Source organism: Amycolatopsis sp. NPDC051128 (assembly GCF_040682715.1).
Classification (GTDB): domain Bacteria; phylum Actinomycetota; class Actinomycetes; order Mycobacteriales; family Pseudonocardiaceae; genus Amycolatopsis.
Genome location: NZ_JBFBBN010000032.1, coordinates 22,960 through 36,755, shown reverse-complemented (window position 1 = coordinate 36,755; position 13,796 = coordinate 22,960). Strand labels below are relative to the sequence as shown.

16 protein-coding genes are annotated in these 13,796 nt (G+C 70.8%); 6 read left to right on the top strand and 10 right to left on the bottom strand.

Going from position 1 to position 13,796, the window contains the following annotated elements; translation table 11 throughout:
• Position 1 precedes the first annotated feature (1 nt).
• The 3 genes from AB0M82_RS28500 to AB0M82_RS28490 are packed head-to-tail and all read left to right on the top strand — an operon-like array spanning position 2 to position 2,729.
• Positions 2-787: an SDR family oxidoreductase gene (locus AB0M82_RS28500; protein WP_364728008.1), complete on the top strand. Its 786-nt coding sequence runs from the start codon at positions 2-4 to the stop codon at positions 785-787.
• A 4-nt stretch (positions 788-791) separates the two neighbouring features.
• Positions 792-1,478 carry a GntR family transcriptional regulator gene (locus AB0M82_RS28495; protein ID WP_364728005.1) on the top strand — a complete coding sequence of 229 codons (687 nt, stop codon included), beginning with the start codon at positions 792-794 and terminating at the stop codon, positions 1,476-1,478.
• A 60-nt stretch (positions 1,479-1,538) separates the two neighbouring features.
• Positions 1,539-2,729, top strand: a complete 1,191-nt coding sequence (locus tag AB0M82_RS28490) for a CoA transferase (protein ID WP_364728002.1) — start codon at positions 1,539-1,541, stop codon at positions 2,727-2,729.
• A gap of 541 nt (positions 2,730-3,270) precedes the next feature.
• Here the strand turns inward: AB0M82_RS28490 and AB0M82_RS28485 are convergent.
• The 7 genes from AB0M82_RS28485 to AB0M82_RS28455 all read right to left on the bottom strand — a co-directional run bounded on the left by AB0M82_RS28485 (position 3,271) and on the right by AB0M82_RS28455 (position 8,350).
• On the bottom strand, positions 3,271-3,708 hold the full coding sequence (locus AB0M82_RS28485; protein WP_364728000.1) for a VOC family protein: 438 nt from the start codon (positions 3,706-3,708) through the stop codon (positions 3,271-3,273).
• Entirely contained in the window at positions 3,687-3,884 is a 198-nt protein-coding gene (locus AB0M82_RS28480; RefSeq protein ID WP_004561810.1) for a hypothetical protein, read from the bottom strand. Before AB0M82_RS28480 ends, AB0M82_RS28485 begins: the two co-directional genes overlap by 22 nt.
• A 133-nt stretch (positions 3,885-4,017) precedes the next feature.
• On the bottom strand, positions 4,018-4,521 hold the full coding sequence (locus tag AB0M82_RS28475; protein ID WP_364727997.1) for a GNAT family N-acetyltransferase: 504 nt from the start codon (positions 4,519-4,521) through the stop codon (positions 4,018-4,020).
• Positions 4,522-4,552: 31 nt separating this feature from the next.
• Complete coding sequence (locus AB0M82_RS28470; RefSeq protein ID WP_364727994.1) at positions 4,553-5,326, bottom strand: IclR family transcriptional regulator; 774 nt, start codon at positions 5,324-5,326, stop codon at positions 4,553-4,555.
• Positions 5,327-5,458: 132 nt separating this feature from the next.
• Positions 5,459-6,157 (bottom strand): family 16 glycoside hydrolase, encoded by a 699-nt coding sequence (locus AB0M82_RS28465; RefSeq protein WP_364727992.1) that lies wholly within the window; start codon positions 6,155-6,157, stop codon positions 5,459-5,461.
• A 91-nt stretch (positions 6,158-6,248) separates the two neighbouring features.
• Positions 6,249-7,727, bottom strand: a complete 1,479-nt coding sequence (locus AB0M82_RS28460) for a PH domain-containing protein (RefSeq protein WP_364728177.1) — start codon at positions 7,725-7,727, stop codon at positions 6,249-6,251.
• Positions 7,728-7,840: 113 nt separating this feature from the next.
• Positions 7,841-8,350, bottom strand: a complete 510-nt coding sequence (locus AB0M82_RS28455) for a PH domain-containing protein (RefSeq protein WP_364727989.1) — start codon at positions 8,348-8,350, stop codon at positions 7,841-7,843.
• 206 nt (positions 8,351-8,556) lie between these two features.
• On the opposite strand from AB0M82_RS28455, the gene AB0M82_RS28450 reads away from it, so the two are divergent.
• From AB0M82_RS28450 to AB0M82_RS28440, 3 genes are all read left to right on the top strand, one after another.
• Positions 8,557-9,477, top strand: coding sequence for a PAC2 family protein (locus tag AB0M82_RS28450; protein ID WP_364727987.1), 921 nt, complete (start codon positions 8,557-8,559; stop codon positions 9,475-9,477).
• On the top strand, positions 9,477-10,208 hold the full coding sequence (locus tag AB0M82_RS28445) for a class I SAM-dependent methyltransferase (RefSeq protein WP_364727985.1): 732 nt from the start codon (positions 9,477-9,479) through the stop codon (positions 10,206-10,208). Before AB0M82_RS28450 ends, AB0M82_RS28445 begins: the two co-directional genes overlap by 1 nt.
• 187 nt (positions 10,209-10,395) lie before the next feature.
• A complete protein-coding gene (locus AB0M82_RS28440) occupies positions 10,396-11,100 on the top strand; it encodes a class I SAM-dependent methyltransferase (RefSeq protein WP_364727982.1) in 705 nt (234 codons plus the stop codon).
• Here the strand turns inward: AB0M82_RS28440 and AB0M82_RS28435 are convergent.
• From AB0M82_RS28435 to AB0M82_RS28425, 3 genes are all read right to left on the bottom strand, one after another.
• The gene (locus AB0M82_RS28435) at positions 11,087-11,437 is read right to left on the bottom strand and encodes a YciI family protein (protein WP_364727979.1); all 351 of its coding nucleotides are present in this window, start codon (positions 11,435-11,437) and stop codon (positions 11,087-11,089) included. The two genes, AB0M82_RS28440 and AB0M82_RS28435, sit on opposite strands and share 14 nt — an antisense overlap.
• A 23-nt stretch (positions 11,438-11,460) precedes the next feature.
• Positions 11,461-12,447: an MlaD family protein gene (locus AB0M82_RS28430; RefSeq protein WP_364727977.1), complete on the bottom strand. Its 987-nt coding sequence runs from the start codon at positions 12,445-12,447 to the stop codon at positions 11,461-11,463.
• Positions 12,448-12,516: 69 nt separating this feature from the next.
• A complete protein-coding gene (locus tag AB0M82_RS28425) occupies positions 12,517-13,707 on the bottom strand; it encodes an FAD-dependent monooxygenase (protein WP_364727976.1) in 1,191 nt (396 codons plus the stop codon).
• Between the last annotated feature and the right edge of the window lie 89 nt (positions 13,708-13,796).

Below are 13,796 nucleotides of genomic sequence, written 5' to 3'. Positions count from 1 at the left end.
CATGGGTCGGTTGGCCGGCAAGGTGGCTGTCGTCTTCGGTGGCGCGCGGGGCATCGGCCTCGCCACGGTGAAGGAGTTCCTCGCCGAGGGCGCGACGGTGTTCGCCTCCGACATCCGTGAGCCCGCCGAGGAAATACCCGGTTACCGGCACTCCGTTGTGGACGCCACCGACGAAGCCGCCGTAGCGGCGTTCGTCGACGGCGTCATCGCCGAAGCCGGCCGCGTCGACGTGCTGTTCAACAACGTCGGCATCCACCTCGGCAAGCCGCTCGCGGACACGACGCTGGCCGAATTCGACCACATCTTCGCGCTGAACGTGCGGACCGCGTTCCTCGGCACCCGCGCCGTGCTGCCGCACATGATCGAACGGAAGGCCGGCAGCATCATCACGACGTCGTCGAACGGCGGCGTCATGGGCCGCCCCGGCGACCCGGTGTACAACGCCACCAAGCACGCGCTGGTCGGGCTGACGAAGTCGATCGCCGTCGCCCACGCGCACCAGGGCATCCGCGCCAACACGGTGAACCCCGGCGCGATCGACACCGACATGCTGCGCGGCACGCTCGCGTCCCCGGAGGAGTTCGAAACCAAGCAGCACCAGCTGGTCGCGAGCACGCCCGCGGCCCGCGTCGGCGAGGCGTGGGAAGTCGCCAAAGCGGTGGTGTTCCTGGCGAGCGACGAGTCGCGGTTCATCAACGGCGCCGTACTGCCGATCGATGGCGCCAAGGCCGCGGGTGCGCTGCCGGGCCACCGCTACAGCCTCGATTTCGAGCTCGGCGTCAGGTAGCGCCGTGACCGTCGATGCCTCGAGGCTGGAGAGCGAGCGGCACCTGCTCGAGCGCAGCGGCACCGCCGAGCGGGTCGCGGCGATCCTGCGCCAGTACATCACCGACGGCGTCTTCGCCCCCGGTGAACGGCTGTCCGAGCCGGTGATCAGCTCGGCGCTCGGCGTTTCGCGCAACACCCTGCGCGAGTCGTTCCAGCTGCTGGCCCACGAGCGGCTGGCCGTGCACGAGCTGAACCGCGGCGTGTTCGTGCGGGAACTGACCACGGAGGACATCGAAGACCTCTACGTCGTACGCCGCGCCACCGAATGCGGCGCCCTGCGCCGCGCCGCCGAGCTGTCCACTGTGGACCTCTCGGTGGTGGAACAGGCGCTGCGCGACGGCCGGACGGCGGCGGCGGCCGAGGACTGGCCCTCGGTCGGCACCGCGAGCATCCACTTCCACCAGGCCCTCGCCGACCTGGCGGGCAGTAAGCGGATCTCCGCGACGATGCGCCAGGTGCTCGCCGAAACGCGGCTCTTCTTCGTCCTCAACGAGAACACGCGCGAGTTCTACGAGCCGTACCTGGACTGCCACGAGAAGATCCTGCACGACCTGCGTCGCGGCCGGTTCGGCGCCGCGGAGGTGGCCCTGGACCGCTACCTGCGCGACTCCGAAGCCCGGTTGCTCGACCTCAGTACGCCCGCGACGTAGAGAGCATGAGCGGCCGGGTAGAAAGGGGGGCCGGACGCCGAGCCCGACGAGGAGCCGTTGATGACCCCTGCCCCTGACGGATTCCGCCCGCTGGACGGGATCAAGGTCGTCGACCTCTCCCGCATCCTCGCCGGGCCGTACTGCACCCAGTACCTCGGCGAGATGGGCGCGGACGTGGTGAAGGTCGAGCCGCCGGGCCACGGCGACGACACCCGCGGCTGGGGACCGCCGTTCGTCGGCGACGAGGCCGTCTACTACCTGGCCGCCAACCGGAACAAGCGCGGGATCGTCCTCGACCTCAAGAGCGACCGCGGGCGCGACGCGCTCCGGCGGCTGGTCGCGGGCGCCGACGTGCTCGTCGAGAACTTCCGGCCGGGGACGCTGGAGAAATGGGGGATCGGCTACCCCGCGTTGTCCTCGGTGAATCCGAGGCTGATCCACGTGTCGATCACCGGGTTCGGGCAGACCGGGCCGTACCGCGACCGCGCGGGGTACGACCTGGTCGCGCAGGCCCTCGGCGGCGTGATGTCGCTGACCGGCGAGCCCGACGGCGCGCCGGCCAAGGTCGGGCTGCCGGTGGCGGACCTGAACGCCGGGACGTGGGCGATCATCGCGGTGCTGATGGCGCTGCAGGCCCGGCACACCACCGGCCGCGGCCAGTACCTCGACGTGTCCCTTTTGGACAGTCAGCTGGCCTGGCACGTCTACGCCGCGGGCGCGCACTTCTACGACGCGCCGCGGCCGCGCCGGATGGGCTCGGCGCACCCGAGCATCGTGCCGTACCAGGCGTACCACGTCGCCGACGGCTGGCTGGTCATCGCGGTCGGCAGCGAAAAGCTGTGGCACGCGTTCTGCGGCGTGCTCGGTCTCGGCATCGCCGCCGACCCGCGGTTTTCGACGAACGCTCAGCGCGCCGCGCACCGCGACGAGCTGAACGCCCTGCTGGCGCCGGTGCTCCTGACCCGCACGGCGGCCGAGTGGCTGGAATCCTTCGAGGCGGCGGGCATCCCGGCGGCCCCGATCAACGAGATCGACGACGTCTACGCGGACCCGTGGACGGCTTCGCGCGACCAGGTGGTCCGGCTGCCGCACCCGACGGTGGGGACGTACCTCGGCACGGGCTTCCCGGTGAAGGCATCGGACACGCCGGCGCGTCCGACGTCGGCGCCGCCGACGCTGGGCCAGCACACTTCGGAAGTCCTCGCCGAGCTGGGGTACTCGGCGGAGGAGATCGAGGAGTTCCTGGACTGAGGAGGACCGATGGCAGCACAGCACGCGCTCTGGCAGCCAGGCAGTTAGCTGCGGCAGCGAGCTGTCAAGCTGCCCGATTGGCCCGGTTTCAAGTGCTCGCCCACGGCCGTGAATGTCGCATTGAGGGACATAGAGTCCCTCGATGAGCCATTCACGGCCGTCCGTTGACCGCTTGCGCGGCAGAGGAATCCTTAACTACCCGGCCTTGGGTGAACGACTCGTTCATGTCGCCGGACGACATGAAAGGGTCGTTCACCACGTTCGAGCTCGGCGGCATTGCGCGTGTCTGGTGGGGCATCGCCCGTGATCGGCGGGGTATCGCGCGTGTCTGGTGGGGCATCTCGTGTGCTTGGAGGGTCGGTTCGCGTGCCTGGAGGGTCGGTTCGTGTGATTGAGGGGGCGACTCGCGCGACCGGAGCCGGATCTCGCGTGCGCAGAGCCGGATCTCGTGTGATTGAGGCCGGATCTCGCGTGATTGGAGGCGGGACTCGGGTGGGCGGTGAGCCGGCGGCGGGATCCACCCACCCGCCGCCGGGGTACCTCACGAAATGCAGAACTCGTTGCCCTCCGGGTCGGCCATCGTCACCCAGCTGTGCGGTCCCTGCCGCCCCCGGTGCAGGAACTTCGCGCCGCGTGAGGTCAGCTCCTCCAGCTTCGCCTCGACCTTGTCCGCGCCGACCCACACGTCGACGTGGACCCGGTTCTTCACCGTCTTCGCCTCCGGAACCTCCTGGAAGAGGATCCGGCGTGGCGGGCCGTCGGGTGGGGAGTCCGGGTGGCGGATCGCCGCGCCCGTCCGCCAGACCAGCCCACCGCGGTAAGTCCGGGTCTCCTCCTCCTTCGCGTACCCCTTCGCGATCATCTCGCGAACGAAGTCGGCATCGGTCGGTTCCACGGACCAGCCGAGCGTCTCGGCCCACCAGTCGGCGAGCACGTGCGGGTCGGCCGAATCCACCACTACCTGGAAGTCATGCGCCATACCGGCACGTTAACGACCGAGTCCGACATTTTTCGCAGCATCGGGTCCTCGGGAACGACCGTGAAGCGCCACTTGTCCACTCCGCCGCCCATGATTTCGGCGTACCGGCGCGCACCGTCGGCGTTGGCGAACCGCACCTGCTGGCCGTTCGTCAGATGGGTGATCTTGACCGCCACAAAAACCTCCCGAAGTCTGTGGGCCGGCCCACGGAGCTTCCCCCTCCGGGACCGGCTCGCACAGTAGAACACATGTTCGACCGCGCGCGCCAGTGCCTCCCCCGAGAAGGTGAGGAAACCACAAAATCCCAGGTCAGAGTGGTCTGATCATCGCCACGCGCGGCCAGGCGTCCAGGCCGCGGGCCACCTCGGCGCGGCGGATCTCCCGCAGCCCGTCGCCGATTTCCGCGTCCTCGAGGACCCGGAACCGCAGCCGTTCGTAGTAGGGCGCGTTCCACGGCACGGCCGCGAACGTCGTCAGCGTCAGCGCCGGCAGCCCGCGGGAAACGGCCCACGCCGCGAGCGTCTCGATCAGCGCGCTGCCCAGCCCGCGTCGCGCGTGGCTCGGCCGGACCGAAACCTGCTCGACGTGCGCGTGCCCGTCGACGACCTCCGCGACGAGGTACGCCACCGGCCGGTCACCGTCGTCGACGCTCACCCAGGCGCGGCCGTCCGCCTGGTACTTCGCCAGCTCCGCCACCGAGCCCGGGTCGTCGTCGGCGATCGCGGTCATGCCGACGTCGCGGAAGAGCCCACCGGCCTCGCGTTCGATGTCGATCAACGCGGGGAGGTCGTCGGGGCGCGCGAGCCGGATCACCCGGGCATTCCTACCCGGCGGCGTCGGGTTTTCACAGCGAATAAGACGAAATCGTCCGCTGGATGCGCCTCGCGTACTCCTGCAGGGTGGTGATCGCGGTGTGCCGGGCTTCGCCGGTGATCCGCGCCGCCGGGCCGGCCATGCTCAGCACGGTGGGCCGCCTGCCGATCACCTCCACCGGCACCGAACAGGCCCAGACGCCTTCGTCGATTTCCCCTGAGCTGACCGAATACCGGTTCTCCAGCGCGTGTTTGAGCTCGTCGCGCAGAGCGGTGCCCCGCTGCTCGATGATCGACGGCAGCCGCCGGTCGCGTTCCATCTCGGGCAGCAGGGCGAGCAGCATCTTGCCGGACGCGCCGAGGCCGAGCGGCATCGAATGCCCGGGTTCGAACGTGAACCGCATGGCGCGGTCGCACTCGACGCGGTCCGCGCACACGGCGGCATCGCCGAACTGCTGGAACAGCATCACCGTCTCGCCGAGCTCCCGGGCGGCCGCTTCCATGGCCGGCTTCGCCAGCCGGACGAGGTCGTTCGCCAGCTGCGCGGCCCGCGCGAGCGGCATCACCTGGCTGGTCAGGTGGTAGTGCCCGGCCCGGCCCTCTTCGAGCAGCTGCAGTTCCTTCAGCAGGGCCACGTAGCGGTAGGTCGTCGCCACCGGCGTCCCGATCGTCGCGGCGAGCTCGGCGACGCTGGCCTCCCACCGGCACTCCGAAAAGGCGAGCAGCAGCTGCAGGACCTTGCGGGAACTGCTGGCACCGGGGGTACGGCGGGGGGAACCGTCGACGGTGCTGACGGCAGGCGTCATCGTGACCTCTCGGTGGGACAAAAACAACCTTCGCTATCACGCGGGGTGAATAAATTAGCACGGTGCGTGAATCGAAGGCCAGTATTCCGGTGGCGGCGCCGCCATTCGGGGAACCGCCGCCGGACCGCGTGCTCACATCGTGAGGAACTCGCCGGGTTTCGTCACGACCGGTGACTCGACGTAGAGCCCGCGGTACTCGTCCTGGATCCCGGAGTTGTGCACCTGCAGCGCGAGCGGGCCGACGCGCCCGGCGGCCGGGTCGGTGAACCGCAGTACCTCGACTCCCTTGCAGGTCAGGGTATTGTCCGGCAGCGGGCAGCACGCCATCCGGGCCATGCCCGTGGTCATGTTCCCGATCAGCTCGCACTGCGCCCACTTCTTGATGTCGATCGTGGTGTGCGGCAGTTGCTTGAACAGTTTCCCGCCGCCGTTGTTGTGGCCCGGCCGGTAGTCCCAGTGCCCGCCGTTGGGCGGCTGGAACTGGATGGCGCCCAGCGCGTCGCGGATCGGCTCGGTGCTGCCCCAGATCAGTACCGTCGGTTTGTGGTTGCCCTTGACCTGCCGGACGTTGAATATCCACCGAAACGTGCCGACCTGCTGTTTGTTGTAGTACAACCAGCCGCGGGCGGTGCCATTGCCGTGGATCGCGCCGTTCTTCGCCGTCCACAGGCCGGGTTTCGACGACGTCCAGGCACTCAAATCGGTGCCGTCGAACATCGAAACCAGGTTCGGGTCGCCGTAAGGATTTTCCGCGGCGGCCGCCGCGGCCGGTGCCACGGCCGTCCCCGCGGTGACCACCACGGCCAGTGCGAGGAGAGTTTTTCGAAGCATGCCAAGAAACACCTTGCCGTCCTCTCGTGAACGCGCGATCGGCTTTCGTTCGGACGGCGGATTTCACGCTACGAGTGACGTCGGTCAGGCGTCAACCGCAGTCCCGCTCACCGGTTAGGAACGGCGTCAGCAGGCCCGGGACGGCCCGGTCGGCGAGCGCCAGCCCGTCGGCCTCGGCGACGTCGAGCACGCGGTAGTGCCCCTTGCCCGCGGCGACCGGCGCGATCACCGTCACCAGCCCGGCCCGGCGCTGGAAGTACGAGCGCTCGACGACGATCCCGGTCATCCCGTCGCAGCGGACCGCCGCCGTGCCGCGGTCCAGCGAACCCGAGCGCGTCACCAGGTAGCGGCCGGTGAACGCGTGCCCGAGGCCGCGGTAGCGGTCCCAGCCGACCAGCGCGGCGAACGGCAGCAGCGCGAGCGCGACCTGCCACGGCCAGTCCGGCAGGGCGCCGAGCCACGCCAGGCCGTAGAGCGCCGCGGCGAGCAGCAGCACGCCGCCGACGGCGCGGGAAAGCCGCCGGTACAGCGCCCGGCGCGGGTGGCGCACCAGCGGTGTCGCGGCCGGGTCCTCGCCGAGCACCTCCGCGACGACTTCGTGCGCGCGCCCGAGCGGGGCGGGCGGCAGCAGCAGGCCGCCGCCCTTATCCGCGCCCTTGCCCTCGCGCAGGCCGCCGGCGATGGCGACGCAGCGCGCGCCGCCGGCCAGCCGCAGCGGCAGCGGCTCGCGGATTTCGACGCCCCGCAGGCGGTCTTCCTCGATCGACACCGACCGCGTCGTGATCAGGCCGCGCCGGATGTGCAGGGTGCCGGCGGGCTCGCGGGTGAGCCGGAAGTTCCAGAACGACAGCACGTACCCACCGACCGACAGCACCGACACGAGCACCAGCAGCCCGGCCGCGGCGAGCACCAGGCTCAGCCACGTCGGAGTGTCGGCGAAGTGCCCGACGACCGCCTGGACCAGGGAGAACTGGATCGGGTCGAAGTTCAGTTCGTGCGCGAAGTGGTAGACGGTGCCGACGGCGGCGCCGACCACCGCGAGCCCGGACAGCGTGAACGGCGCGTACCGCAGCCACCGCTTGTCGACCGCGGCGATCAGCTGCTCCGGCGGTGCGACGGTTTCCTCGGCGCCGGAAGAACCCGAAGCCACTGGCTCGGCCTTGCGGTGCAGCAGGAGCGTCCGCAGCCGCTGGGCCTCGGCGACGGTGACGGCGTCGAGGACGAGTTCGTCCTTGCCCGGTCCCTTGCCGTGCGAGTGCCGCCCGGTGCCGATCCGCGCCGCGGCCAGGGAGAACAGCCGGTGCTTCGGCTCGGAGGTGACGTCGACCGTGCGGATCCGGTCGCGGGGGATGGCTCGCTGCTTGCGCAACAGTAGCCCGGTGTGCCATTCCACCTGGGCTTCGGTGATCCGGTAGCGCGAGGTCAGCACGTGCGAGACGCCGGTGAACACGGCGATCGCGGTGAACACCAGGCCGAACCACTGCCACGGCTCGCCGTGGCCGAACAGCAGCGCGCCCAGCAGCACCGGCAGCGACTTCACCACGTCCAGCACCGGCCGGATGAGCAGCATGCGCCGGTCCAGGTGGTGCCACGGCGCGTCCCGCGTTCCCTCGGCGGGCGGGGTCACCACGGCCTCGGTGGTGTCTTTTGCCGCCTCCGCGGGGAAGAGTGCGTCGGCGGGGCTCACGTCGCGTCCCCCCGGACCGCTTGCGTCGTCTTCGTCAGCTCGTCGGCGAGCGCCATCGCGTGGTCGTGGGTCAGGCCGGCGATGCGCAGCGGGCCCGCCGCGGACGCCGTCGTCACGGTGATCTTCGCCAGCCCGAACAGCTGCTCGAACGGGTCGCGCTCGATGTCGACGGTCTGGATCCGCGAGACCGGCGCGATCCGCCACTGCTGCTTCAGCCACCCCGCCTGCGTGTAGACGGCCTCGTCGGTGACCTCCCAGCGGTGCACCCGGTAGCGCCACTGGGGCATCACGACCAGGTGGAGCGGCCCGACGACGCACGAGAGCACCAGCGTCACGCGGAGGAAGGACGGCACATCGTCGCTGGTCACCACGATGACGGTCTGCAGCCCGATCAGCAGGATCCAGAAGATCGCGGCGGTCGCCGTCCAGTAGCCGATGGCCCGGCGGCTGACCCGGTTCGCCGGCGACCGCAGCCGCACCGCCGTGTTCGTGGTGTGTTCGCTCACGGCTCAAGACTGCCCGATCGGCGACTCGCGTGCCCACGACGTGTGTCACGATGCCGATCCGGTCCGGCGTCGATCGCGCGGGAGTCGCTGTGGTCGGATTGCTGACGAACGGCACAGTACGATCGGCGACACCGTCGGCGGAATGGAATCCCCGTCGAGTTGTGTTGTGCTTGAGGGACTGAAGCGTCAGCGAGCTGGAGGATCCGGTGGGACTCGATCCCGACGACCTGTATGAGGTGGACTCGGACGTCCCCGACCTGACGGGGGCGGTGCTGATGCACCACTTCGAGGGTTTCATGGACGCCGGTTCGGCGGGCCGGCTGCTGGCGGAGCACCTGCTGGGCGGCGGTGGGCACCGCGTGGTCGCCCGCTTCGACGTCGACCGCCTCATCGACTACCGCTCGCGGCGGCCGACGATGACCTACGCGGTGGACCACTGGGAGGACTACGACGCGCCGGAGCTGGTGGTGCACCTGCTGCACGACGCCGACGACACGCCGTTCCTGCTGCTGTCCGGCCCGGAGCCGGATCACGACTGGGAGCGGTTCTGCGCCGCGGTCCGGAACCTGGTCGAGCGCTGGGGCGTCCGGCTGACCGCCGGGTTCCACGGCATCCCGATGGGGACCCCGCACACGCGCCCGCTCGGCGTCACCGCGCACGCCACCCGCAAGGACCTGGTCGGCGAGCACCAGCCGCTGCCGAACCGGCTGCAGGTGCCGGGCAGTCTCGCCGCGCTGCTGGAGTACCGGCTCGGCGAGTGGGGGCACGACGCCGTCGGCTTCGCCGCGCACGTGCCGCACTACCTAGCGCAGTCGACGTACCCGGCGGCGTCGCTGATCGTGCTCGACGCGCTGAGCCGCTCGACCGGGCTCAGCCTGCCCGAGGGTGAGCTGCGCGCGGCGGCGGAGCTCGCCGACGCCGAGATCAACCGCCAGGTCGCGGAGTCCGCAGAGATCGCGGACGTCGTCCGCGCGCTGGAGCGGCAGTACGACACGTTCATCGAGGCCTCCGAGCGGGGCAGTCTCCTGGCGGAGTCGGTGGAGCACATGCCGACCGCGGAGGAGCTCGGCTCGCAGTTCGAGCGGTTCCTCGCCGAGCAGAACGGTGGCGACGGCCCGGAGCGCTGATGACGCGCTACGACGAGATCGGGGCAGGCTACGCGCTGGGGAGGCGGACCGACCCGCGGTGGCTGGCGCCGGTGCTCGACGCGCTGGGCGACGCGGGCACGGTGCTCGACGTCGGCTCCGGGACGGGCTCGTACGAGCCACCTTCCCGGAGTGTCGTCGCGGTCGAGCCGTCGGTGGAGATGATCCGGCAACGCCGTCCCGGCGCCGCGCCGGTGGTCCGCGCGGTCGCCGAAGCGCTGCCGTTCCCGGCCGGGACGTTCGACGCCGCGCTCGCGGTGCTGACGGTGCACCACTGGGGGGACTGGCGACGCGGTCTCGCCGAGCTGCGCCGGGTCGCGCGCCGTCAAGTCGTCTTGGCCTACGACACCGCGCTGCACAACGACTTCTGGCTCGTGCGCGAGTACGTGCCGGAGGTCGCTTCGCTGGAGTCTTCCCGTCCGTCGGCACCGGAGATCGCGGCTTTCCTCGGCGCGGCTTCGGTGGTCGAGCTGCCGGTGCCGTGGGACTTCACGGACGGCGTCTTCCCGGCGTACTGGCGGCGTCCGGAGGCCTACCTCGACCCGGCGGTGCGGCGGTCGTGCTCGGCCCTCGCGCAGACGTCACCCGACGCCGTCGCGCGGGGCATGGCCCGGTTGCGGGCGGACCTGGAGTCCGGTCGCTGGCGGGCGGAGCACCCGGAGCTGCTGGACCTCCCGGAGTGGGACGCGGGCTTCCGGCTCATCGTGGCGTAGCCGTTCATGACGTCACCCACGCACGACCCGCCGCTGCGCCGGACGGCCGTGGGTCAGGTACCGTCCCGGGATGAACCGCGTGGAAAACCGTTCTCCCGTAACGAAAAGCCTGAGGCGAGCCCTGGGTAGGGTGCTGCATCGGGCTGCCTCGAAAGTGCACGACCCGTACACCGATCAGCTGAACCGGATGGCCAGTGAACTCCGCGAGGAGATCGTCCGTCAGGGTGACCGGATCCTCGATCGGGTGGTGGAGTTCGAGATCCGCAGCCGCCGCGACATCGTCTACGCCGGTGACCAGGAAGCCGCCTTGGAAAGCAATGTCTTCGCCCGCGAGCACCTGGTCGGGGCCAAGCACTTCGGCAGTCCGCGCGAGACGCTCGAACATGCGCTTTCCCTTGCGCCGCAAGGCGGAATGGCACTGGAGTTCGGTGTCGCGTCCGGGAACACGCTACGGACCATCGCCCGCGCCCGCGGCGGTGAGGAGGTCTACGGCTTCGACTCCTTCGACGGGCTGCCCGAGGCGTGGCTCAACGGCATGCCCGCCGGCGCCTTCGCCCGGGACGACCTGCCGGACGTCCCCGGCGCGGAGCTGGTCGTCGGGCTGTTCTCGGCCACCCTCCCCGGCTTCCTCGAACAGCACGAGGGGCTCGTCGACTTCCTGCACGTCGACGGCGATCTCTACAGCTCCGCCAAGACCGTGCTCGACCTGTGCGGGCCGCGGCTGCGCGCCGGCAGCATCGTGCACTTCGACGAGTTCTTCAACTTCCCCGGCTGGAAGCGGCACGAGTACCGCGCCTGGACGGAGTACGTCGAGCGGACCGGCGTCGAGTTCGAGTACGTCGCCTACACCTACAACGACAACCAGGTGACGGTGAAGATCACGAAGCCGTAGGCGGCCCGTCGACGATTTCGCGCAGCTCCAGCGTGCCGGCCTCGGCCCACGGGTGCCGGGAAGCGACCTCGACGGCCGTCTCGCGGTCCGGGCACTCGAGGATGTTGTAGCCGCCGATCTGCTCCTTGGTTTCGGCGAAGGGGCCGTCGGTCAGCAGCGCCGCGCCGTCCCGCACCCGGATCGTCTTCGCCTCGGCCGGCGGACGCAGCCCCGTGCCGGCCTGCCGGACGCCGCGGCGGGCGGCTTCGGCGGCCCACTCGTGGCAGCGCCGCGCCATTTCCGGGCCGGCGGCCTCGGCGGCGCGGTCGTCACCGCGGAGCAGGAGCAGATATCGCACGACGCCAGCATCCCACGCGCGACTCAGCCGTGGCAGCCTTCCTCGTTCAGCGGGCCGAGCGACGGCAGGACGAGCCCGCAGAGGTAGCCGTCGAGGAAGCGGCCGTTCCCGGCGATGTTGGTGCCGAGCCGGACCAGCGGCGCGAAGCTCCTGATGCCGGCGGCGAGCGCGTCCTGGTTGCGCTGCAGCATCGACGTCAGCTGGTCGAGCTGGGTGAGCAGCGGGCCGACCTGTGCCTCGTTGTCGTCGATCAGCCCGGACAGCTCGCTCGCGAGCTCCCGCGCGCCGTCGAGCAGGGTCCTGATCGCGGTTTCCCGGTCGCTCACCTCGGCGAGCAGCTGGTTGCCGTCGGCCAGGAGCTGCCGCACGGCGGCGTCGCGGTCGACGAGCGTCCGCGAAACCGTCCGGGCGTTGGCCAGCAGGGCGGCGAGCTGGTTGTCGCGGGAAGACAGCGAATCCGACAGCCGGGACAGCCCGGCGAGCGCGGCGCGGACGCTCTGCGGGGTGTTCGCCAGCGTCGCCGACAGCGTGTCGAAGCTCTTCGCCAGCCGCGCCGTGTCGATCCGGTCCACAGTGGACGAAAGCCTTCCGAAGGCCGCGAGGACGTCGTAGGGAACGCTGGTGCGGGAGCGCGGGATCGGCTCACCCGGGTCGAGCGTCCCTTCGCCCTGCGGGTCGAGGGCGACGTATTTCTGGCCCAGCACGGTCTTCAGCCGGATCGCCGCGCCCGTCGCGTCGCCCAGCCACGCACCCTTGACCTGGACCGAAACCAGCACGTGGTCGCCGCGCAACCGGATGTCCGAGACGCGGCCGACCTTCACCCCGGCGATGCGGACGTCGTTGCCCTTGACCACCCCCGCCGCCTCGCTGAATTCGGCGGAGTAGGTGGTGCCGTCGCCGATCACCGGCAGGGACCGGGCGTTGAGCGCGGTGATCAGGCCCAGGATCAGCACGGCCAGCCCGGCGAGGGCCGTCCTGACCGGGGCGTCGGCGGCCCGACGTATTGACATGGCGTAAAGAGTGACGCACGTCACGCCGGGCCGCCAGCCGAGTCCCCCGATGAGACGAAGATCGTCGCCTCAGGCGGCGGTGAGCGCGGGGTACTCGCGGTACTCGAGCGCGTTGGCCGCCCGGTCGGTCATCCGGAGGAACATGGCGCCGAACAACCGCGTGTTCAGCATCCGGTAGGCGCGGTTGCGGTTGCGGATCTTCGCGGCCGTGCGCGGCGCGAGGAAGTTGCCGGATCCCTTGCCGTTCTTCTGCCCGACCGTGGCCGGCTTGCGGAGCCGTTCCTCGTACTTCGCGAACGCCGTCACGTGGTCGCCACCGGCCGCGGCGAGCTCTCCGGCCAGTACCTGGGCGCCCATCATCGCGATCCCGGTGCCGGAGCCGCCCGGCCCGGCGCACCAGGCGGCATCGCCGAGCAGCACGACCCGGCCCTTCGACCAGCGGTCGAGGTGGATCTGGCTGATCGAGTCGACGTACAGGTCGTCGGCGCCGGGCAGCGCCTCGAGCAACCTCGGCGTCTCCCAGCCGGTGTCCGCGAACAACTGCGCGACGAGAGCGCGCTGCTCGCCGGGGTCGCGGCGGCGGAACTCGACGCCGTCGGCGGCGAAGACCAGGCCGACGTGCAGCCGGTCCGGCAGCCGGTGGCTGCCCACCATCAGGCCGCGGCCGGGCTCGTTGTACAGCACGCTGGTGTGGTCGAGCCCGAGGTGGTTGGGCGCGGTGAACCCGGCGATGCCGAAGCCGAGGTCGCGCCGGAAGTCCCGCTCCGGCCCGAACGCGGCGGCCCGCACGCCCGAGTGCACGCCGTCGGCCCCGACGACCAGGTCGAACGTTCGCGGCGCCCCGTGCCGGAAGGTGACCTCGACGCCGTCCGCCGTCTCGGTGAGACTCGTGACGCGGTCGCCGAAGACGTACTCGGTGTGGTCCTTGGTCCGCTCGTACAGGATCCGCGCGAGGTCGCCCCGCAGGATCTCGACCTCCCCGCTCCAGGCGGCGCCGGGCACGGTCAGCGCGGGACGGCCGTCGAGGCCGAGCACGGTCTGGTCGCCCATCGCCGTTTCGTGCCGGCGGACGTCGTCGAGGATGCCCATGGCAGCCAGCAGTTTCACCTGCTCGCCGCGGAAGTCGACGGCCTGGCCGCCGGGCCGCAGGGCGGGCGCGGTCTCGACGACGGTCACGCGGTAGCCGCTGCGGTGCAGCCAGTGGGCCGCGGACGGGCCGGCGATGCTGGCCCCGGACACGAGCACGGTCTTGGCGGTCATCGGAGAGTTCCTCTCGGTCGGTGGTGCTGACACCGAGAGTGCGGGGAACCGCTGACCGTCTCCGCACGATTCGCTGACGGCTGGACCGG

Coding starts and splice junctions, on each gene's coding strand:
- AB0M82_RS28470 (WP_364727994.1), bottom strand. CDS start 5,326: ATGACGCCTGCCGTCAGCACCGTCGACGGTTCCCCCCGCCGTACCCCC.
- AB0M82_RS28500 (WP_364728008.1), top strand. CDS start 2: ATGGGTCGGTTGGCCGGCAAGGTGGCTGTCGTCTTCGGTGGCGCGCGG.
- AB0M82_RS28465 (WP_364727992.1), bottom strand. CDS start 6,157: ATGCTTCGAAAAACTCTCCTCGCACTGGCCGTGGTGGTCACCGCGGGG.
- AB0M82_RS28430 (WP_364727977.1), bottom strand. CDS start 12,447: ATGTCAATACGTCGGGCCGCCGACGCCCCGGTCAGGACGGCCCTCGCC.
- AB0M82_RS28425 (WP_364727976.1), bottom strand. CDS start 13,707: ATGACCGCCAAGACCGTGCTCGTGTCCGGGGCCAGCATCGCCGGCCCG.
- AB0M82_RS28485 (WP_364728000.1), bottom strand. CDS start 3,708: ATGGCGCATGACTTCCAGGTAGTGGTGGATTCGGCCGACCCGCACGTG.
- AB0M82_RS28490 (WP_364728002.1), top strand. CDS start 1,539: ATGACCCCTGCCCCTGACGGATTCCGCCCGCTGGACGGGATCAAGGTC.
- AB0M82_RS28460 (WP_364728177.1), bottom strand. CDS start 7,727: ATGCTGCTCATCCGGCCGGTGCTGGACGTGGTGAAGTCGCTGCCGGTG.
- AB0M82_RS28440 (WP_364727982.1), top strand. CDS start 10,396: ATGGCCAGTGAACTCCGCGAGGAGATCGTCCGTCAGGGTGACCGGATC.
- AB0M82_RS28445 (WP_364727985.1), top strand. CDS start 9,477: ATGACGCGCTACGACGAGATCGGGGCAGGCTACGCGCTGGGGAGGCGG.